This window comes from Halomonas sp. BDJS001 (assembly GCF_026104355.1).
Taxonomy (GTDB): domain Bacteria; phylum Pseudomonadota; class Gammaproteobacteria; order Pseudomonadales; family Halomonadaceae; genus Vreelandella.
In genome coordinates, this window is sequence record NZ_CP110535.1 from 718472 (window position 1) to 738164 (window position 19693).

Consider the following 19693-nt stretch of genomic DNA (forward strand, 5'->3'; position numbering starts at 1 on the left):
AAATGCTTAACTGTTATGCCGGAGGGAGTAATCGCAATCAGTGCCGTATGGATCAAGGCCATCAGAAGGATGGTCGCCAACATTGACGCTGGGTAGACTGCGACCTCTGATAATATAATTAGGTATCGGCTGAGCCAATGACGACAACAAAAACCGACAAATATTCAGCCAGCGAACAAGGCTTGGGATACATCTACCAGGCGCGTCTCGCCCTGCTCCATTTATTGCAATTGCCGGAGGACACCGCCGTCTTCTTGGAAAAAGACGACGACCTCGATTTCATCGACGGTGATGGCGGAAAATCCCTAGCATCACTCAAGCACAAGGCGGTCGGAGACAGGCTGGCCGATCTGTCCACAGACTTTTGGAAGTCGGTGAACATCTGGCTGGAGCGGTACAAACGTGATGGAGGTTCCGCATCGAACTTGCAGTTCTTCCTGTTTACTACTGGTACCGTCAGTGCTGGCTCGTTTCTCGAACGTCTTCTCCCTGACCAGCCCGTGCCTTCAGGCGATTTGGCGACACTAACTGAACTGGCGAATGCCTCGCTCGCCAACTCGAGGTCGCAACTCATCGCGCCGATCGCTGTGTCGTTCAACGAGCTGAGTGAGCCAGAGAAGCAGGATTTTCTCGAACGTATTCTGATCCTAGACGGCAGCCCGCGTATCGATGATATCCCGTCGATCATCAGGGATAAGCACATGCGAAGCATCCGGCGCGAGCACCGCGAGTTTGTGTTCGAGCGACTGGAAGGCTGGTGGACTGACGCCGTGATCAAGCAGTTGACACACGCGCGGACGGAAGAAATTTTCGGTTACGAGGTATCAGACAAACTCTCCAACTTTGCCGAGGAATACAAAACGGACAACCTCCCCATCACCTTCCGAGGAAAGCAGCCCGCAGGCGAGATTGATATCGAGGAAGATCCTCGCTTGTTCGTCGCGCAACTCCGCGAGATCGGCCTCTCCTCCAGCCGGATCAGAAGCGCCGTCCTAGATTATTATCGTGCGTTCGAGCAGCGATCCGCTTGGGCACGCGAGAACCTGCTGGTGTCAGGAGAGGTCGAGGAATACGAAGATCGTCTTGCCGACGAGTGGAATCGCTACAAGGATGTCATTTTCGAAAAGTTGGCAGATGATAGCGCCGAGAACGCGCTTCGTGAAGCCGGCGCGACTCTCTATAACTGGGCGGAGTTCGAGACAGGTAAGCTCGAATCCTTACGCATCCGCGCCCGGGTTACTGAGCCTTATGTCCTCCGCGGAAGCTTTCATATTTTGGCTGATGCCACGCCCGAACCTAGGGTCTACTGGCATCCTGGATTCCTTGATCGTCTTGGCAAAGTGCTGGGAGTGGCCTTGTGAAGCAATGGAACCTGCGCCCCGTCGAGATTCGGAATCTGTTCAACCCAGCGTTCTGCGGTTTGGTTCTGTACCGTGCCCTCTCTAGTTACGAGGAACAAGATACTCGTGGCATGCCTTTCTCTCTTTCTCTGCTGGTACTGCCATTGTGCCTGCACAAAGATTCGCGAGAAGTCCTTGCAGGCAGTCCGCGCAGTTATCTCCTCAAGACCACGGAAAAGAACCAGCAGATTACACTGGGATTCGCTGATCGAGTGACAAAGATGCTGCCCTATGTCTTCGAAGGATTCGGCTTGCTGATGGAGCGGGGGTGCATCGTCGTTGCGGATGACGGTTGCATTCAGACCGTGCCCAACAAGGTGCGCAAGACCATCCGGGGAACTGACGAGACCGTCTCTTGCCAGAAAGTGGCACGAATCCTAGGACGGGAATTCGCACGCATTGCCGATCCGGTGACCGTTTACACGACTTTTGGGATTCGCCCATGAAGATTAGCTCTATCCATATCTACAGCCACGACGGTCAACGCCGAGATATCTGCTTTAGGGTCGAAGGGCTCAACGTCATCACCGGACGCTCCTCTACCGGCAAGTCTGCACTCTCCGAGATCATAGAGTATTGCATGGGTCGTTCCTCATTCAATGTTCCCGAAGGCGTTATTCGCGACAAGGTGGCGTGGTTCGCTGTGATCTATCAGTTCGAGAAAGAACAGGTTCTGGTGGCTAAGCCGAGCCCACCTAGCGCAGGAGCCAGTTGCAGCATGGCGATGCTCCGACGTGGTACTCAGTTGCAGACGCCTGAGTTCAAGGATTTGGCGGCCAACGCTGATGACGATAGCGTTGTGGAGTTGCTGTCGCGCCTGCTCGGTATTCCCGAGAATTGCACTGATGTCGCGCTTGAACACAGCCGCGACAGTTACGCCGCGAACGTCAAGCACACGCTCTACTATCTGTTCCAGAAGCAAGGGCTGATAGCCAACAAAGATCAGCTTTTCTATCGCCAGAACGAGCAGTACCAGCCTCAGGCCATCCGTGACACGCTGCCGATCCTTCTCGGCGTCTCTTCCCACGACCGCTATGAACTGGAATCTCGGCTGCGCACAGCCCTGCGGGATTTAAGGATTAACAGCAAGCAGTTGGAACAGGCGCGCAACGCTATCGACACATCGCACGAGCAGGCCATCGGCCTCTATTCTGAAGCCAGAAGCGTCGGCGTCATTGGCAGTGGGGGGAGCACGAACGGAAGCGGGATCATCGAGGCGCTGAGGTCTGCGCTGTCGTGGAAACCCGAAATGGTACCCGACGATGACGGCAGCCGGATTTCGCTTTTGGAAGAAGAGCTAAGCCAGTTTCGCCAGGATCGGCGCGACACCCAAGCGAGGATCGATGCGGCACGACAGTTTGCCAAGCGGGCGGGTGGCTACGAGAATGAGGCATTCGAACAATTGGATCGACTGGCGTCGATCAAGGCTTTGCCGAAAAATCCGGACAACGGCGAATGGCAATGGCCGTTTAGCGAACGAAACCTAGCGATGGAGTCTTCAATCGCAGCGGCCTTGCTCGGCGAGTTGGAGTCGCTTGACCGCGAATTGCGTATCGCGACTGGCCAGCGACCAAAGCTCGAATCCTACCTCGCTGAACTGACGAGCAAAGTGGACGAGATAGTGGGCGCCATTAAGCAGAAGGAAGCAGAGCTCTCTGCGGCGATCTCGGCTAACGAGGTCTTATCTCAAATGGGCACCCGCAACAATGCGGCAGCGCGCGTGGTTGGTCGCATCAGCCTGTTTCTGGAGACGCTTCTGCCGAACGACGAGCTCGCTCGGTTGAAAGCGCAGAATCGTCGTCTTAATAACAAGGTTAAGCAGCTTGAAGACCAGATTGGCGCCGATGACAGCAACGAGCGCTTAGCCTCGATCCTCAACAATATCTCAGTAAACCTGTCACGTTATATTCATAAGTTCAATGCCGAGTTCAGTCCTTACCCAGCGCGGTTAAATCTGCCACAGTTGACTATAATTTTTGATCGCCCCGAACGCCCGGTTCCGATGGCGCGGACTGGAGGCGGCGAAAATCATCTGGCCTACCACCTATCGGCACTGCTTGCGCTGCATCTTTTCGCTGCAAAGAATAACCGGCCAATCCCTCGCTTCCTGCTGATCGATCAGCCGACCCAGGTATATTTTCCGTCTGAGCAGGTCTATAACGACGCCGATGGATCAATACAGAAGACAGAGGCCGACGCTGACCTAGATGCAGTGCGCCGACTGTTTGAGTTATTGCTAAAGTTCACTCAGGAGGAGGTTCCCGGTTTCCAACTGATCATCACCGAGCACGCGAACCTTCGTGACCACTGGTTTCAAGAATCGTTGGTCGAAGAGCCTTGGACAAAGCCGCCAGCCCTGGTTCCTGAAGAGTGGCAAAGCATATGATTTGCGCGATATGTCAGCTAAGAAGGCATCACAAAACATTGCAGCGGACAAGCCGCTGAATGCGGCGTTATGAATCCAAGGAGGTACTGTGAAATATCAGGTAATTAGACGTGATCTGACTGAAACTACCAGGCAGTGCGATTTCTGTCCGAAGAATTTAACTTCTCTTAAAGCCTATGTTTTAAAAAATTTAGAGACCGGAGAGTTGTCATACGCAGGGCCGACGTGTGCAAAAAATAATGCCGGGGAAGATGCGTTATCTGGAATTCCTGATTTAACAAAGTTTACTTTATCAAAAAATGATCGAGAAGGTGGTGGTACTGGAGGGCGAGGTCGGGCATCCGAGGACAACCCTGTGAAAAAAGCGATTGAATACTTGATATTAAGAGAGCATAAGCTTGTAAAAGAACTCAAATGCTCATATTCAGTATTGAAAGAATACTATGAAAAGCACAACAGTAATGGGCTTTCAGAATCTGACATTAGCCACATAAATAATATTGCGGCTAAAGCTCCAAAAAATCTGAGTCCACCAGTGCTACAAAGAATATACAATTACTTGTTTTGGATTGATGTGGCTATAAATAAGCTACCGCCAGAAAAGGCTGATTTTCTAACTGGTGTCAGAAGCACTATCGTTTCAAAGGGTAAAATCTCTGAGAGGCAAACATCATCGATAAACAAGTGGCTTGAAAATATTGACGGCGTGCCGCAGTTAAAATAATGGATAACAAGTTGCTGAAAACGGATAAATTAGTCGCTTAGCGACTAATTTACCGGTAAGCAATGTGTTATACGCTAATTGAACACTGCTTGATTTTTAGATAAGGGATGTTATGTCAATAAAAAATATACAAAAATTAAAGCAGTTTGGTATCTTTCTGAATCATACAAACGCCAATGCCAAAGATTTTGGAAGGTACAACCTGTTTTATGGTTGGAACGGAAGCGGTAAGTCTACGCTTTCTGGTGTTTTTCGTTGCATCGAAAATAAAATTAGTCCAGTTAAATTTCCTTCATCTGAATTTACGATAATTGTTGATGGCGGAACGGCGATTACCCATGCAAACATCGCTGAATCAGATCTTAATATCTACACTTTTAATCAGGACTTCATTGACGAAAATATTTCATGGAATAGCGTAGTTAAAAGTATTTTGCTTATAGACAAAGCGAAGATTGAAGAGCGTGAAAGACTGGAGAAGCTGAAGGAAGAGCAAAAGATAGATTTGCAAGCGCATGGCAAAGAATCAGAAGAAATTAAAAAGCTTGACGGCGCGGTATCAAAATTTGGAACTGATAGCGCAAGACACATGAAGACAAGCCTTCAGTCAATTGATACAACGGATCGCTATTACTTAAATTACGATAAACGAAAATTTGAAGCGTTTGTTACTGCAAATATTGAAGTCACGAAGACAGGTGACCCGCTTCTTAATGAAGATAAAATTATCGAGTTAACCAATGCGGCTAAACCAGACCAGAAGACCCCGATTACCTTCACACAACAGACCATTAAACAGCAAACATTCACCAAAGCAAAAGAACGCCTTGATGATCTTCTGAAGACCAGCGTGGTCAGTAAAACCATTCAACGACTTGTTGAACATGGTGATATAAAAACTTGGGTTGAAACTGGTCTTGATCTTCACAAGCGACACGATACAAACGAGTGTGAATTTTGTGGTCATACCATTAGCGACGAACGCACCAAACAACTTGAAGCCCATTTCAATGACGATTACAAAGCCTTTCAAGACAGACTTGTGAAAGCTGATGGTTGGCTAGTAGGTCAATACATTCAAGCCCCTTTACTGCCAGCAGAAAGCGACTTTTACGAAGAAATCAAAAAGGAGTACAGCGAAGCCTGTACAGCCTTGGAAAAGGCTACCACAGACCTCAATGAAGAAATATCATCTTGGCACACGGCCCTGCAAGAGAAGACCGAAAATCCGCTTGAAACTGATTTTACGATCGAAGCCATTAATTTATCTGCGATAAAGGCTTTTAACGACGCTATGACAGCGATTGGCGCAGCTGTTGGCAAGCACAACCACAAGTCGGGAAACTTCAAAGAAGAAACAGATAACGCTAAGAAACAGCTTGAACTTCACTATGCAACCACAGAAGTTAAGTCTTTCGGTTACCACGAAAAGAAAAAGGAAGTTGTTGACCGTGCAGCCGCGAATGATGCGTTAAAGGGAAATATAATCAATCGAAACAGTGAGATTCGAAGCCTTGAAGATTCGCTATCAAATGAAGGGTTAGGCGCTGATCAGTTTAATGAATCACTTCATAAGTTCCTTGGTCGCAGTGAATTAACCCTTCGTTTCAACCCGGTAAAAAAAGGCTATGAAATACTCCGTAATAATTCCGATCCTGTTGACGGTAATTTGAGCGAAGGTGAAAAGACAGCCATTGCATTTGTTTATTTTATTACCAAGCTAAAGGAAAACGGCAACAATATTGAAAACACAATTGTTGTTGTAGACGACCCTATTTCAAGTTTCGACTCAAACCATCTTTTTCACGCATATTCATTTATGAAAATGAATTGCGAGAAAGCAAAGCAATTATTTGTATTGACCCACAATTTTACGTTCTTCAAATTGGTTCGCGACTGGATTTCTAGAAAGAATCAGCGTGACAATAAAAATATAGCAAATTTCTATGTGGTAAAAGCGAACAACGAAAGACCAAGGGCTTCAACATATGCGGATGCTGAACCAGCATTGACGCTTTATAATTCGGAATATCACTACATATTTTCACGGCTGCATTCATTAAAGAACAAGCAAGCCCTCGAAACGGATGATCACTTTCTTGCAGCTAATCTATCCCGCAAATTACTGGAAGCCTTTTTATCCTTCAGGTTTCCCAAAAATCGGGGCAACTTTGCCAATCTATTCAATGTAGCTGTTTCAGCCAGTGTGAACCCAGAAGATGAAGGCAAAGAGAAGATACGGAAGTTCATCAACGAATATTCACATAATGACCTGATCGAAACAAATGAAGACTTCGTTGAAAACCTTATTGGTGAAGGTTTTTCTGTTATTTCCGATATTTTTGACTGGATTAAAGAACTGGACGAAAAGCACTATCAAGAAATGGTGGATGTTGTAACCTGATGCAGAGTGAAGCGTATAACAAAGTGCTGCTGTCGCACAAATTTCACGCAGAGCGCGGCGTTATTGGTTTGATACTAAATGCTATAATCACCAGCTGTATCCGCCAAGTTTGCAGTATATATAGACCTCAATTGCATTAATGTACGCCTGATGTTCATTGTAAAAGCACTACTGTTTAAATTTAGCTAACTGACAATCCGGTGCCTTAGCCCTAAAGCGAGTGAATAAGCGAGATCATGATCAAACTATGAACTTATTGTTTCTTGGAACCTCCGCCGGCGTACCCACCAAAACCAGAAACGTCTCCGGTATCGCCTTGCGCGAGAGCAAGGGGAAGGGCTGGTACCTGATCGATTGCGGTGAGGGCACTCAGCATCAGGTCTTGCACACCAAGCTGTCGTTTCATTCGCTGAAAGCCATCTTTATTACCCACGTGCACGGCGACCACTGCTATGGGCTGCCGGGCATACTGGCGAGTGCGGGAATGGGTGGCCGAAAAGCGCCACTGTCCATTGTGGCGCCCGCAGGCATCAAGGCATGGTTGGAGGCCACCTGTGAGGTCACGCAGCTATGTTTACCTTTCGCTTTGGAGTTTATCGACTCGGACGAGCTGCCCAGCGTTGAGTTTGAAAGCATGGCGGTTACCACGTTCAGGCTTTCACACCGGGCGCCGTCCTATGCTTATGGATTTACGGAGCGAAAGGTCGACGCTGATTTAAACATTGAAAAGCTGACCCAAAAAGGCATTCCGAGAGGGCCCATGTGGGGGCAGTTGAAGCAAGGGTTTGATATTGAGTTCGCGGGCGAGCAGTTAAAAAGCCATGACTTCTTGATCTTCAAAAACAAGCCCAGGAAAATAGTGATCGCAGGTGACAATGACCAGCCTGACTTGTTGAGGGATGCCTGCGAAGGGGCACAGGTGCTGGTGCACGAAGCCACCTACACCGAAGAGATGGCCCAGAAGGCCAGTGATGTCGGGCATAGCTACGCCAAGCTTGTCGCGGTGTTTGCCGAATCAGCACAACTGCCCAACCTAGTGCTGACGCACTTTAGCCCCCGTTACCAGCTCCACCCCCTTGCCTCGCCTTCCATTGAGGAGATCCGCCAAGAGGCCCTGCGCGCCTATTCGGGCTCGCTTTACCTGGCGCGGGATTTTAGTGAATACACCCTGGATAAAGCGGGCCACTTTTCTGAAATGGCGGGCGAATAGCCGATTTCATCCCGCCGCTCCTTGAGTGCTTTTCGCGAAGGTCAGTCGCGCAGATCAGTCGCGGCAATAGCCTTCACCTGTTGCGACTATTAAGCAATCTTCCTTTTCCAATAGCCACTTCATGCCGGTGGCTTCTCCGTCGCCAGCGCGAAGCAGGTGTTGACCGTCCTCGCGGCTGAAGCGAATGCCCTCGGCGGTTGCTTGGCCTTCGTATGTCCCGCTTTGATCTGCATCCAGGCCGTACTGCATTTCAAGCAGATAGTGGCCGGGGCCTGCAGGCTCGTTCTTGCTGATGTCCAGGAATAATCCTTCTACGCCAGTCCATCGACCAACCCATTGATCGGTTATCTGGTGGTGGGGCTCGCTGTGCTCGGTTGACGCACCTGAGTCCGGCGCGCCTGATGTGGTGGGGTTGCTGTTTTGAGCACACCCGCTGATAAGTAATAGGGTACTTAACGCTAACGCTGCTTTTTCCATGGCTGTCTCCTTACCAGTACTGCCGTTACTCACTATATACACGTAACATACTTTCTTTAGCTTGATCGAATTTTGGGATATGTCGAAGGGATGTACAAAATGCAAAAGGTAAGAATTGACCTAGTGTCCGATGTCGCCTGCCCGTGGTGCGCGATCGGCTATCGGCGCCTGGAGCAAGCGTTAGAGATACTGGATGGCGAGATCGACGTTGAGCTGGTCTGGCAGCCCTTTGAGCTGAACCCGGATATGCCGCCCGAGGGCGAGCCGATCCTAGAGCACCTATGCCGCAAGTACGGCAAGGATGCTGCCAGCATGGCGCAGTCCCAGCGCGAGATTATGGCGGTGGCCGAGGAGCTTGGGCTAAATTTCCGTGGTGCCCTGGAGCGCCGGGCGAACAATACCTTCGCTGCCCACCGCGTGCTGGTGTGGGCCGGAACGCAAAACCTGGAAACGCCCCTGCAGTTGGCCCTGTTTGATGCCTACTTCGGTGAAGCGAAAAATCCTGCCGACCCAGCGGTTCTGCGCGAGAAGGCCATTAAGGTGGGGCTGGACGGCGATACTGCCGAGGCCATCGCTCGGTCGGATCAGTATGCGGAAGAAGTTCGAGCAGCAGAACAGCGATTTATGGAGGCAGGGGTAAACGCCGTACCGGCATTGATTTTTGATGGACGCTATCTGGTCTCGGGTGCTCAGCCCGCCGACGTATTGGTCGATGCGCTTCGCCAGGTGGCCGAGGAAAACGCCAACCGCTAGCCCTATAGGCGCCGAACTGAAATGAGGTTAGTGCTAGCTGTTCAGAACCCAGCCTCGCAGCGGGTGCACAATCTCCGCTTTATGCCGGTTATGTAACTGGTGATGGCAGGCGCTATAAGTATCTATAGCGCCTGAGGGTGCGAACCTGTAAACGGTTTTTTCCCAAAATAGATAAAATCAAAAGTTACTCAACAGGCCCATTAAGTCTCGGTTAAATGGCTGATTAGTGACGACACCTTGCTCTAAATCAAAGTTGTCGAAAAAGCTTGGTAAGGAAAGCGCACCTATAACGGTTGCTGAAAAATAGGGCGCTGACGCTTGTGCGGAAGCTAAAACACTTTGTGCCCCACTTTGGCCAGGGGAGGTAGAGAGCATAAGAACGGGTTTATTTTGAAATACTTTCATATCTATTCGTGATGTCCAGTCAAATAGATTTTTATAGGCTGACGTATAGGATCCGTTGTGTTCTGCGAATGACATGACAATGACATCTGCCTCACCGATAGCATTATAAAAAGCATGCGCCAATTCAGGGATGCCAGACTCCTTTTCTCTGTCTTCACTAAATATTGGCATTTCAAAGTCGTTAAGGTCGATTAACGAAATATCTGCGTTTTTGATCTGTTGTGCTGCATAAAAGGCCAGCTTTTTGTTAATGGAGCTTTTGCTGTTGCTAGCGCCGAAGGCAAGTACTTTCATTTTAAAGTCCTCTGAATTGCTTTTTTCAAGAGCGTTGGTTTGGTTTTTAGCTACACGTTTTAATAAAATGTTATCTGAAGCAATAAGCTTGAGTTGGCTTTGACGTAGGCTATTCTGAAACCTCAAGTTAGGTTGAGGTCAAGAGGTGTGAAAAATAAACTTATAGGCATTTTATTTGAGCTTGAAGAGCTCCCGAACCATACCCGTGTCACGCTTGTTGATGGGGACAAATTGGGCTCTAGGCTCTGTCTGAAAACTAGCTGCGCTCGACCATACGGCGTTAAAAATCGGCTCAAAGTACTCATTTACACCACGTAAACTCCGTCTGTTCGTCAATTTTTGCCTTGTCTGGCCTTCGCTCGCCGACTTTTCAGACAAAGCTTAGGAGGATGAACGTAAAAGCGTTGGGCAATCGGCGGCGAAAGGAAAGCTCGCTCCGATCTATGATGGGTGTGCTTGAAGCGAATCCTCAGGCACCTCGCGCCGGTCGTTCATCCCGTAGTCTCGGATAACGGTGGCGACGCGGAGCCGGTAGTCGGCAAAGATCGTCTGCCGACCCGCTTTCTGGGCAGATCGGTGAGGTTCGAGTGTCCGCCACTGTCTTATGGCTCCTTCATCCCGCCAAAAAGAGAGCGAAAGAATTTTTCCAGGCTGCGTAAGGCTCTCGAAGCGCTCTATCGATATAAAACCGTCGATCTCTTCCAGGTGTCGGCGCAAAGCGTTAGCTGTATCCAGGTAGTCTTGTTTTCGGTTCGTATTGGGAAGCACCTCAAATATCACGGCGATCATAAAGCACCCCCCATGTTGAGGGGTTCAATTCCCAGCGTGCCGTTCACCACTTCGACGAAGCTGCGCTCTTCCTTGAGGATAAACCTGCGCTCTTGGGCCATAGTGAAGTTCGCGTGGCCTTCATCGTCACTCTTCAGTCGCGCTCGGTAGGCCTCATAGGCAGCCAGGCTCTCAAATGCAATTAGGCCCCAGGCAACATTGTTTGTGCCCTCATGAGGAAGGAAGTAGCCGATAAGGTGGCCACCGCAGCGCGGTATGATTTTCCCCCAGTTCTCGGCGTACTGCTTGAAGGTGCTGAGCTGGAAGGGATCGATCTCGTAGCGGATGACGCAGGTTATACTCATGGGGTTATCTCCTTGGAAGTTTAATGCGGAAAGCTAATGTAAAGGGCTAACGTGAAAGGCGAATATGAAAGATAGGGAATTACCACCCCGAGTGGTTCGACCAGGATCGAACGATGAGTGAAAGCCCTAACATTGTGCGTGTCGCCGCACTTATCGCCGATAACGCTCGGGCGGAGGTGCTTTGCGCCTTAATGTCCGGTCGTGCGCTGACCGCAACTGAACTGGCCAATATGGCCGGTGTTACCAAGCAGACCATGAGTTTTCATCTGGGCAAGCTGCTGGACGAAGCGCTTGTGACTGTTGAGCAGCAGGGCCGCCACCGCTATTTTAGGCTTGCGGGCACGCAGGTGGCTGAACTCCTGGAGACGCTGATGGGCCTCGCTGTCAGAAGCGAAGGTATCCATCTTGTTACCGGGCCGCGTGACCCCGCCCTCCGTAAGGCTCGTGTCTGTTACGACCACCTTGCTGGGGAGTTGGGTGTATGGGTATATGAGCAGATGCTCCAGGCCGGTATTTTTCAACTGCACTCGGGAGGGTTGCAGCTCACCGAGTATGGGCGCGTTTGGTTTCAGCAATTAGGCATCGATACAGATGAAGTTGCGTCTTCAAAACGCTCATTTTGTAGGGGATGCCTCGATTGGAGTGAGCGCAAAGACCATCTGGCGGGGGCCCTCGGCGCCGCGTTTCTCAACCGTATAGAAGCGCTTGGCTGGGCGAAGCGAGCGGAGAATTCCCGGGCCATTGTGTTCAGCGCCAAGGGTGAGAAGGCAATATGGGCAATGTTCGCAACGCCAAGCGCGCTACCGGCCCGCACTCAACAACCTGCTGCCACCGGCACGGCTACGCAGTTAACCTAGACAATATTTATCCACTGACTTGAGGATGTAGTTTTGCATATCTCGGTTGGGAGGATTCTGGACACGTTCGAGCATCCTATTGAGTTAGCGCGCTGGCTCCCAGGGAGGCCAGCGCTTCCACTCTTTACTGCAAAAATGCCCGCAACGTATCACTCGCCTGGTCGATAGAAACAACGCCATCCAAGTGGCCTCGATTGCCATCCAGGGTTTCAAGCGTCACTTCAGTGCCGTCTGCTTCAATTAGCTCCGCTGTGCGCCGAACGCCTTCCGGGGCAAAGACAAGGTCGTCTTCGCTGTAGAGCATTAGCGTGGGCGCCTCGATAGCGGCAAGTCCTTCCTCCAACGAGTCGCCATGGCCTGCGATAAAGGTTTGGTTGGCGCGCACCAGATAGAGCAGATGGTTGGCATCAGAAGTGGCGGCGCGTGCGGCGGCGATATCATCCAGCGTTTGCTCAATCGCGTAGCGGGCGTTGATATCTTGAGCTGGGTCGCGCTCTTCATCGGCCCAGTCGCGGTTAAAGGTTTCGTTGGCCCACTGCCAGTGGTTGGCGTTTAGGGTGACCAGCTTCAGTGCTTCCTTTAGGCCGTCGGTGGGGGGCTCGCCGTCGTAGTAGTTACCCTCGTTCCAGTTGGCATCCAACCGAATCGGCGCTGCCCAGGCGCTTAGCGTGGCCAGCAGCCAGGGATCGGCTACGCCGCCGCCGATAACGGGTATCAGGCGCTCGACCCGGTCAGGGTAGGCGCTGGCCCACTCAATCGCCTGCAGTGCACCCATGGAGGCACCCATTACCGCATGCAGCGTTTCAATACCTTGGCTTTCAAGTAGCTCGCGCTGTACCTCGACAAAGTCACGGATAGTCACCACAGGAAAGTCCATACCCCAGGGTTCGCCGGTGTCAGGGTTGATAGAGGCAGGCCCGGTGGTGGTGACGTTGGGATCATTGGCGCCGAGGTTGACCAGGGTATCTGAGGAGATGATGTAGTACTCATCGGTATCCAGTGGCTTGCCGGGGCCGATGATCGCGTCCCAGTAGCCGGTGGGTTCGCCATCTGCTTCATAGCGGCCTGCCGCATGGCTGGTGCCTGAGAAGAAGTGGGTAATCAGAATGGCGTTATCGCGGGCGTCGTTTAATTCACCGTAGGCTTCCCAACCCACTGTCACGTTGGGAATTGTCTCGCCGCCCTGGGTGGTGAAGCTCTCCATTTCGAAGGTTTGCTTCTCTACGACGCCATCCCAAGCCCAAAGGGGAGAGGCCAAGAGCAGGCCAAGGCTGGAACATAGTATGGTTGTGAACAGCGTTTGTCGTTTAGATGCCATTGGGTTGTTTTACCTTAAGAGAGGGGTAGTTGTGATTGTTTTAGGCCGCAGCAGACGGCCATCCTCTCAGCGTAGTAGGCCCTAGCGCATTTTAAATGGATTCAGTCACGTCATTATGCGTTTGAGGCGGAAGTCGATTAGGCGTATTTCCCTTAGTGGTGTAAATAGGCAGCGTCCGGGGATTGAAGCTTTAGTGGCTAGAGGTTTTATAGTAATGGAATCGAATAGTCTAAGTGAGATTAATAGATGGAACATCATCATGGCCATGTCCACATGGATCCTGCCTCTGGTGACCGGCGTGTCAGTATTGCCATTTGGGCGAACGGGCTCTTAACCGTCGCCCAAATCGTCGGTGGCATTATTTCGGGAAGCCTATCGCTGATCGCGGATGCACTGCATAATTTTTCTGATATGGCCGCGCTGGTCATTGCCTTTGCCGCCCGCAAAATCGCTAGACGGCCCGCCGATGCGCACATGACCTTTGGCTATGGCCGCATCGAGATAGTGGCAGCACTCATTAACTACACCACGCTCATTATCGTCGGCGTCTATCTGATTTATGAAGGCGCCATGCGCATGATAAATCCCCCTGAAATAGAGGGGTGGATCATTGTGATCATTGGTAGCGTCGCACTGGTGATCGATGCACTTACCGCCATGCTCACTTGGTCGATGCAGAAAGAAAGCGTCAATATCCGCGCCCTGTTTCTGCACAACTTATCCGATGCGTTAGCCTCTATCGCCGTGATCGTCGGTGGCTCACTGATTTTGCTGTACGACATGCGTTGGGTAGATCCCGCCATTACGATAGGGATTGCGCTGTATATTCTTTACCTAGCCTTCTCAGAAATTGGTGGCCCTATCCGCACGCTGATGCTGGGATCTCCGCCTGACATTGACGGGCAAGGCGTCATTGAAACCGTACGGAACATCGAGGGTGTCCAGGATATTCATCATGTGCACCTGTGGCAGATGCAGGAAAATGCGGCCGCCCTTGATTGCCACGTGGTCATGACGGAAGCAGGTTGGCAGCGGCTTGAATCAGTGAAAGCAGCGATCAAAGATCAGCTAAAAAAGCGCTTCAACATTGTCCATTCCAGCTTGGAGTTTGAGCATGTTGATCACGCGCATCAGGATGCCAACCTTTATGGGCATGAGTAACAGGCCAAAGCACGCTCGTTTAGATGCCTATTTACCATTTGGCTAAATGCCGTAGCGTCCCGACCTGGCTTTTTAACTACACCTTTTAAACAGAGAGAGAAAAATGTTCAAAAAAACGTCTTTTATGCTTGCGGGGACGTTGATGCTAACGGCTGCCATCGTGATGGTATCAAAACCTGCACTCTTGGATATGCAAGCTGAGGCGGCCAGTGAGAATGGTGCCCAGGCCGATAGTTCCTTGATGCGTTCACACTCCCCAATCCTGGGGCAAGCAGACGCGCCAGTGACGATTGTTGAGTTTTTCGACCCAGCCTGTGAAGCCTGCCGCGCCTTCTACCCACTTACCAAACGTATTCTGGAAACCTATCCGGAAAAAGTGCGGCTAATCGTGCGCTACACGCCTTTCCACGGCGACGTATCTGATAAGGCCATTCGTGTGTTGGAAGTCGCGCGTCGTCAGGGGGTGTTCGAACCGGTACTGGAAGCACTGCTGGCTCGCCAGGAGCAGTGGGCATCTCATGGCAGTTTTGATGAATCCGCTATCCTGGATATCGCCAGCGAAGCGGGTCTTGATCGAGCGGCTGCCGAGGAACAACTTATCTCTGCTGACGTACAGGCGGTGATCGACCAAGACATGGCGGATGTCAGAGCAAACCATATTCGCCAAACACCGACCTTTTTCATCAATGGCGAACCTTTAGACCCCTTTGGTATGCAAGCGCTGATTGATGCCGTAGAGAGACATGTACAGGCGACCTCTGAAGCAGAGGATGGCCAGTGATGCAGCGCCGGTGGCTTCGCCGCCACCCGCGAGGAGAAGCTGTGGGCTGTCCTCGCGGCTGAAGCTAATGCCATCGTCGGTTGCTTGGCCTGCCGTTTTGGCTGTATGCATGTAAAGCGGTGTCGGCCCAAACGAGACTCAGCGCATTTTAAACGGATTCAACCCATTGGCTTGCTGCATCATCATGCGCTTGGCGAACGGAAAGCGCTCGGCCAACTGCAGGCTTAAATCGCCTAGCTGGCGCAGCGGCTTGGCGCCGGTAAACAGGTGGTGGAAGCTGTCGGTGGCGGCAATCATCGCCTGGTTAGCCGCGCGGCGCTGACACTCAAAGCGGAGTAGGTTGAGGTAGTCACCGGGGTCGCGACCTGAATGATAATCTCGGCCAGGGTGTCGGCGTCGTGTAGGCCGATATTTAATCCCTGGCCTGCCAGCGGGTGCACCACGTGGGCGGCATCGCCAATCAGCGCCAGGCGTTTGCCGATATAGCGGTGGGCGTGCTGGCGCTTGATGGGGAAGCTGGCCCGGGCGACGATGCGGATGAGGTTACCCAGGCGTTTGGGGAAGGCCATTTCAATCGCTGCTTTCAGCGCTTCATCGTCCAGCTGTTCACGGTCTTGGGTGGCTTGCTCGGTGTCGTACCACACCAGGGAAGCGCGGTGGCCAGGCAGGGGCAGCATGGCGATGGGGCCCGTGGGGGTGAAAACCTGCCAACTGACATCCTGCTGGGGCAGTTCGGTTTCCACATTAATGATCATGGCCCGCTGGTGGTAGTCGTAGCTGCTAACGCTGATCCCTGCTAGCTCACGCAGGGTCGATTTTGCGCCGTCAGCGCCGACGATTAAGCGGGCGCTGAGGGTTTTGCCGTTATCCAGCTCCAGCAGGCGGCCAGTGCTCGAGGTGATCGTGCTTAATGGCGCGCACTGGGTATAGCAGGTGACGCTGGGCAACTGTTCCAAGCGCTGCCATAAGGCATACTGCAGCGTGCGGTTTTCGATAAAGATACCGAAATCATCCATGCCGCTATCCTGAGCGGAAAACAGCGAGTGGCCGGTGCCGTCCTGGTTGGAGACATCAATATGCCGAAACGGGCAGCTACGCTCTTCCGGCAGCGCTGTGCCGCTGGCCTTAACAAAGGCTAACGAGCGTGCATTTAGCGATGAAATGCGCAGGTCATAGTCACCGCTAGGTTCAGCAGGGATGTCGCCTTGCTCCACCAGCCCGACGGAGAAGCCAGCATGACCCACACGGGCCGCCAGGGCGGCGCCCACCATGCCGCCACCGACAATAATAATGTCATGATCGTGCTGCATAAGAGTATCTCCTGGGTGCACAATAACCGTTAAAGGGCGCGTTGCATGGCCCGCTGTTGCTATACAGTATCGTTGAGTTTGAACCACATTGCCTAGAGGTGAACGATTGACGCAGGCCGTGGAAATGGCAGAAAGCATTGCTCAGGCGGGAGAGGAGCTGGCGGCGTTTATTCAGCAGCACCCCAAACTGTGGGTGATTACCGGTGCCGGTGTGAGTACTGACAGCGGCATTCCGGACTATCGTGATGCGGATGGCCAGTGGAAGCGGCCACCCCCGGTGCAGCATGGCGACTTCATGAGTTCTCATCACGTTCGCCAGCGCTACTGGGCCCGCGCGCTGATCGGTTTTAGCGCCATGCGCGAAGCCCAAGCCAGCGGCGCGCACCGCGCGTTGGCCGCGCTGGAGTCCCAGGGGTATATCCAGCAGTTGGTGACCCAAAACGTTGACCGCTTGCATCAGCGCGCCGGTTCGCGCCGGGTGATCGACCTGCATGGCCGGGCAGATATGGTGAAGTGCATGGTGTGTGACTATCAAATGATGCGCCACGCCATGCATGCCGAAATGGCGCGTATGAATCCTAGCTTTGCAGGTTTGCAGGCGGGACACGCTCCGGATGGCGACGCCGATTTAGAGACTGACTTCAGCAGCTTTCATATTTTCGACTGCCCGCGCTGTAGCGGCATTCTTAAACCTGACGTGGTGTTTTACGGCGATGTGGTGCCCGCCGAACGGCGGTTGGCCGCGCAGGTAGCGTTAGCTGAGTCGGATGCAGTGCTCGCAGTAGGCACTTCATTAATGGTGTTTTCCGGCTACCGCTTCTGCCGCGCCGCCCATGATCGGGGCATACCGCTGGCATCGCTTTCCCTCGGTGTGACCCGGGCCGATGCGCTGTTAACCCACCAGTGGCGGGCGCCGTTAACACCGGTGCTGGAGCAGGCTGTTCGCTGTTTGCAGGATACTTAGCACTGTTTGTAACCCCTTTGGGATCAATTGCTTGTCGCAAGAGAAATAAGAGCCTGGCTACGCCACTGACTGCGTTCGCGCTTTGATGTTTTTTATATCGCGTCCTGGGGGCAATCCAAACAGACGGCTATACTCGCGCGTGAACTGCGAGACACTCTCGTAACCAACTGCGTAAGCCGCGTGGCTGATTATCTCTCCCTTCGACAACATCATCCTACGAGCCTCGATCAAACGGAGCTGTTTTTGAAATTGGAGAGGCGTCAGGGAAGTGATGGATCTGAAATGCTCATAAAACGAAGATAGGCTCATACCGGCGGTTTCTGCCAGTTGCTCTATGCGGAGCGGCTCAGCAAAATGTTGACGGATGAATGACACCGCGCGTGCAATGCGATTGGCGTGGCTGCCAACAACACCAAGGCGCCGAATTGCAGCGCCATGGCGTCCTGTCATCAGCCAAAAATGTAGCTCTCGAATTAACTGATTCTGGAGTATAGCCAATGATCCTGGGCGCTCAATAAGACGCATTAGGCGCAATGCAGCGTCAGAAACGTCTCTCTCTGTTGTATCAACACGGACGGGCCTATCGGTGTCTAGCGAGCTGGCATCTATCTCAACGGCAAGATCCTCAATGACGGTGGGATCAAGTTCAAGTACGAGCGAGAGGTAGGGGGCTTTAATACTAGCCCGCGTGATCTGACTAACGGTGGGGACGTCAGCGGTAATCACGAGGGACTCGCCTGCACCAAGGTCATAAGTGCGGTTTCCCATGATGACTCGTTTGCTGCCTTGAAGCACCATGGCCACCAATGGTTTGTCTATATTGAAGTGTAATGCAGTAGGCCTAGTCTGACGAATAATCGTCAAACCAGGGATAGGTGTTTGAGTAACGCTGGTCGTCGAACCAACGCGTGCCTCTGCATATCGGTGCACTGTCTCAAGTAGGTTTTCATTCATGAATTAAACATTAAGCGCTACCCTTTCGTCTCGCAACATTGTTGGAGGAATAGGCAAAAGGTGCCGAGTATCCAGCAACAAGAATAGGAGCGTGTCGGCGATAGTACTGATGGGCACAATGCTCACCAGCACAGGAGCTTTTCATGACGACTATTTCAATTATTACCGGTGGCAGCCGCGGACTTGGCCGTAATACTGCTATCAATATTGCCCGCCATGGCGGCGATGTCATCCTCACCTATCGCAGTGGCGTTGAGGGCGCAAACGCCGTTGTAGCTGAAATTGAAAGCATGGGGCGTAAAGCCGTTGCGCTGCCCCTCGACGTTAGCGAGATCGATGCCATACCCGCTTTCGTCGAAAGTGTCCGTTCGGCGTTAAAGTCTAAATGGGGGCGAGACAGCTTTGACCATCTTGTTAATAACGCGGGGCATGGTGAAATGGTGCCTTTTGCCGAGACGACAGAAGCTCAATTCGACCTGCTATTCAATGTTCATGTCAAAGGCGTGTTCTTCCTGACTCAAGCGCTTCTCCCATTGCTTACCGATGGCGGACGCATCGTGAACTTTTCTTCCGGTCTAACGCGTGCCGCCTTCCCGGGGTTCTCAGCCTATTCTGCAGCAAAGGGTGCCATCGAAGTACTCAGTGTTTATTTGGCCAAAGAGTTGGGTAGCCGCGGCATTACTGTAAACACGATTGCCCCAGGTGCGATTGAGACTGACTTTTTGGGTGGTGCGGTACGTGATACGCCAGATTATAACGACGCGTTCGCTAGCATGACGGCCCTTGGCCGTGTCGGCGTACCCGACGATATTGGTCCGGTGGTCGCCAGTCTGCTTGGGGCTGAAAATCGCTGGGTTAATGCGCAGCGGATTGAAGTGTCCGGTGGTCAAAATATCTGATTAAAGATACATTTCTAAAGCTAAGAAAATAGCTTCGCCAGAGGCCTCTGCACCACCGTGCTGCGGCCTCGCTTCATTGAAGAGGCAAGTATCTATAGCATGGGTTGTAACAGCGAATGACAGTGTGCCGCCACTTTCTATGGTGTGGCTTCTGTGGGGTACCTGCAAAGGCGCTAGCGCGCTTTCTTGCCGCCATCTGCTCGCCGTTATGTTCGCGCACCAGCCAGCAACCGAGCATGTCTCTCGCCACTTCAAGCGTGTCG

The 19693-nt window shown here is 52.0% G+C and carries 18 protein-coding genes and 1 pseudogene; 12 read left to right on the forward strand and 7 right to left on the reverse strand.

Annotated features, from left to right (window positions below; genetic code table 11):
- Positions 1-137 precede the first annotated feature (137 nt).
- The 6 genes from OM794_RS03480 to OM794_RS03505 all read left to right on the forward strand — a co-directional run bounded on the left by OM794_RS03480 (position 138) and on the right by OM794_RS03505 (position 8124).
- The gene (locus OM794_RS03480; RefSeq protein ID WP_226250463.1) at positions 138-1361 is read left to right on the forward strand and encodes an ABC-three component system protein; all 1224 of its coding nucleotides are present in this window, start codon (positions 138-140) and stop codon (positions 1359-1361) included.
- Positions 1358-1846: a three component ABC system middle component gene (locus tag OM794_RS03485; RefSeq protein ID WP_226250462.1), complete on the forward strand. Its 489-nt coding sequence runs from the start codon at positions 1358-1360 to the stop codon at positions 1844-1846. The genes OM794_RS03480 and OM794_RS03485 overlap by 4 nt, the downstream gene beginning before the upstream one ends.
- On the forward strand, positions 1843-3786 hold the full coding sequence (locus tag OM794_RS03490; RefSeq protein ID WP_226250461.1) for a DUF3732 domain-containing protein: 1944 nt from the start codon (positions 1843-1845) through the stop codon (positions 3784-3786). Before OM794_RS03485 ends, OM794_RS03490 begins: the two co-directional genes overlap by 4 nt.
- 88 nt (positions 3787-3874) lie before the next feature.
- Positions 3875-4510 carry a hypothetical protein gene (locus OM794_RS03495; protein ID WP_226250460.1) on the forward strand — a complete coding sequence of 212 codons (636 nt, stop codon included), beginning with the start codon at positions 3875-3877 and terminating at the stop codon, positions 4508-4510.
- Between the two features lie 112 nt (positions 4511-4622).
- A complete protein-coding gene (locus OM794_RS03500) occupies positions 4623-6914 on the forward strand; it encodes an AAA family ATPase (protein WP_226250459.1) in 2292 nt (763 codons plus the stop codon).
- Positions 6915-7161: 247 nt separating this feature from the next.
- On the forward strand, positions 7162-8124 hold the full coding sequence (locus tag OM794_RS03505) for a ribonuclease Z (protein ID WP_226250458.1): 963 nt from the start codon (positions 7162-7164) through the stop codon (positions 8122-8124).
- A 54-nt stretch (positions 8125-8178) separates the two neighbouring features.
- On the opposite strand, the gene OM794_RS03510 is transcribed toward OM794_RS03505, so the two are convergent.
- The gene (locus OM794_RS03510; protein ID WP_226250457.1) at positions 8179-8601 is read right to left on the reverse strand and encodes a hypothetical protein; all 423 of its coding nucleotides are present in this window, start codon (positions 8599-8601) and stop codon (positions 8179-8181) included.
- 99 nt (positions 8602-8700) lie between these two features.
- Between OM794_RS03510 and OM794_RS03515 the strand changes: the two genes are divergently transcribed.
- Positions 8701-9354 (forward strand): DsbA family oxidoreductase, encoded by a 654-nt coding sequence (locus OM794_RS03515; RefSeq protein ID WP_226250456.1) that lies wholly within the window; start codon positions 8701-8703, stop codon positions 9352-9354.
- 177 nt (positions 9355-9531) lie between these two features.
- Here OM794_RS03515 and OM794_RS03520 read toward each other — a convergent pair whose 3' ends face one another.
- The 3 genes from OM794_RS03520 to OM794_RS03530 form a co-directional block, all read right to left on the reverse strand.
- Positions 9532-10053: an NADPH-dependent FMN reductase gene (locus OM794_RS03520; protein WP_226250455.1), complete on the reverse strand. Its 522-nt coding sequence runs from the start codon at positions 10051-10053 to the stop codon at positions 9532-9534.
- Between the two features lie 441 nt (positions 10054-10494).
- The gene (locus tag OM794_RS03525; protein ID WP_226250454.1) at positions 10495-10842 is read right to left on the reverse strand and encodes an antibiotic biosynthesis monooxygenase family protein; all 348 of its coding nucleotides are present in this window, start codon (positions 10840-10842) and stop codon (positions 10495-10497) included.
- A complete protein-coding gene (locus OM794_RS03530; protein WP_226250453.1) occupies positions 10839-11186 on the reverse strand; it encodes an NIPSNAP family protein in 348 nt (115 codons plus the stop codon). Before OM794_RS03530 ends, OM794_RS03525 begins: the two co-directional genes overlap by 4 nt.
- Positions 11187-11299: 113 nt before the next feature.
- Between OM794_RS03530 and OM794_RS03535 the strand changes: the two genes are divergently transcribed.
- A complete protein-coding gene (locus OM794_RS03535) occupies positions 11300-12043 on the forward strand; it encodes an ArsR/SmtB family transcription factor (protein ID WP_226250452.1) in 744 nt (247 codons plus the stop codon).
- A gap of 124 nt (positions 12044-12167) precedes the next feature.
- Here the strand turns inward: OM794_RS03535 and OM794_RS03540 are convergent, their stop codons facing one another.
- The gene (locus tag OM794_RS03540) at positions 12168-13361 is read right to left on the reverse strand and encodes an E22 family MetX-like putative esterase (RefSeq protein ID WP_226250451.1); all 1194 of its coding nucleotides are present in this window, start codon (positions 13359-13361) and stop codon (positions 12168-12170) included.
- 246 nt (positions 13362-13607) lie between these two features.
- On the opposite strand from OM794_RS03540, the gene OM794_RS03545 reads away from it, so the two are divergent.
- Entirely contained in the window at positions 13608-14522 is a 915-nt protein-coding gene (locus OM794_RS03545) for a cation diffusion facilitator family transporter (RefSeq protein WP_226250450.1), read from the forward strand.
- A 103-nt stretch (positions 14523-14625) separates the two neighbouring features.
- The gene (locus OM794_RS03550) at positions 14626-15303 is read left to right on the forward strand and encodes a DsbA family protein (RefSeq protein ID WP_226250449.1); all 678 of its coding nucleotides are present in this window, start codon (positions 14626-14628) and stop codon (positions 15301-15303) included.
- A 138-nt stretch (positions 15304-15441) separates the two neighbouring features.
- Here OM794_RS03550 and OM794_RS03555 read toward each other — a convergent pair.
- Positions 15442-16613 (reverse strand): annotated as a pseudogene (locus OM794_RS03555) (UbiH/UbiF/VisC/COQ6 family ubiquinone biosynthesis hydroxylase).
- A 124-nt stretch (positions 16614-16737) separates the two neighbouring features.
- Here OM794_RS03555 and OM794_RS03560 point away from each other — a divergent pair.
- On the forward strand, positions 16738-17577 hold the full coding sequence (locus OM794_RS03560; RefSeq protein WP_226250509.1) for an NAD-dependent protein deacetylase: 840 nt from the start codon (positions 16738-16740) through the stop codon (positions 17575-17577).
- 57 nt (positions 17578-17634) lie between these two features.
- On the opposite strand, the gene OM794_RS03565 is transcribed toward OM794_RS03560, so the two are convergent.
- Entirely contained in the window at positions 17635-18531 is an 897-nt protein-coding gene (locus OM794_RS03565; protein ID WP_226250447.1) for an AraC family transcriptional regulator, read from the reverse strand.
- A 143-nt stretch (positions 18532-18674) separates the two neighbouring features.
- On the opposite strand from OM794_RS03565, the gene OM794_RS03570 reads away from it, so the two are divergent.
- Positions 18675-19430: an SDR family NAD(P)-dependent oxidoreductase gene (locus OM794_RS03570; RefSeq protein ID WP_226250446.1), complete on the forward strand. Its 756-nt coding sequence runs from the start codon at positions 18675-18677 to the stop codon at positions 19428-19430.
- The last annotated feature ends 263 nt before the right edge of the window (positions 19431-19693 follow it).

Coding starts and splice junctions, on each gene's coding strand:
- OM794_RS03530 (WP_226250453.1), bottom strand. CDS start 11,186: ATGAGTATAACCTGCGTCATCCGCTACGAGATCGATCCCTTCCAGCTC.
- OM794_RS03515 (WP_226250456.1), top strand. CDS start 8,701: ATGCAAAAGGTAAGAATTGACCTAGTGTCCGATGTCGCCTGCCCGTGG.
- OM794_RS03560 (WP_226250509.1), top strand. CDS start 16,738: ATGGCAGAAAGCATTGCTCAGGCGGGAGAGGAGCTGGCGGCGTTTATT.
- OM794_RS03505 (WP_226250458.1), top strand. CDS start 7,162: ATGAACTTATTGTTTCTTGGAACCTCCGCCGGCGTACCCACCAAAACC.
- OM794_RS03545 (WP_226250450.1), top strand. CDS start 13,608: ATGGAACATCATCATGGCCATGTCCACATGGATCCTGCCTCTGGTGAC.
- OM794_RS03565 (WP_226250447.1), bottom strand. CDS start 18,531: ATGAATGAAAACCTACTTGAGACAGTGCACCGATATGCAGAGGCACGC.
- OM794_RS03525 (WP_226250454.1), bottom strand. CDS start 10,842: ATGATCGCCGTGATATTTGAGGTGCTTCCCAATACGAACCGAAAACAA.
- OM794_RS03500 (WP_226250459.1), top strand. CDS start 4,623: ATGTCAATAAAAAATATACAAAAATTAAAGCAGTTTGGTATCTTTCTG.
- OM794_RS03490 (WP_226250461.1), top strand. CDS start 1,843: ATGAAGATTAGCTCTATCCATATCTACAGCCACGACGGTCAACGCCGA.
- OM794_RS03535 (WP_226250452.1), top strand. CDS start 11,300: ATGAGTGAAAGCCCTAACATTGTGCGTGTCGCCGCACTTATCGCCGAT.
- OM794_RS03570 (WP_226250446.1), top strand. CDS start 18,675: ATGACGACTATTTCAATTATTACCGGTGGCAGCCGCGGACTTGGCCGT.
- OM794_RS03480 (WP_226250463.1), top strand. CDS start 138: ATGACGACAACAAAAACCGACAAATATTCAGCCAGCGAACAAGGCTTG.
- OM794_RS03520 (WP_226250455.1), bottom strand. CDS start 10,053: ATGAAAGTACTTGCCTTCGGCGCTAGCAACAGCAAAAGCTCCATTAAC.
- OM794_RS03550 (WP_226250449.1), top strand. CDS start 14,626: ATGTTCAAAAAAACGTCTTTTATGCTTGCGGGGACGTTGATGCTAACG.
- OM794_RS03540 (WP_226250451.1), bottom strand. CDS start 13,361: ATGGCATCTAAACGACAAACGCTGTTCACAACCATACTATGTTCCAGC.
- OM794_RS03510 (WP_226250457.1), bottom strand. CDS start 8,601: ATGGAAAAAGCAGCGTTAGCGTTAAGTACCCTATTACTTATCAGCGGG.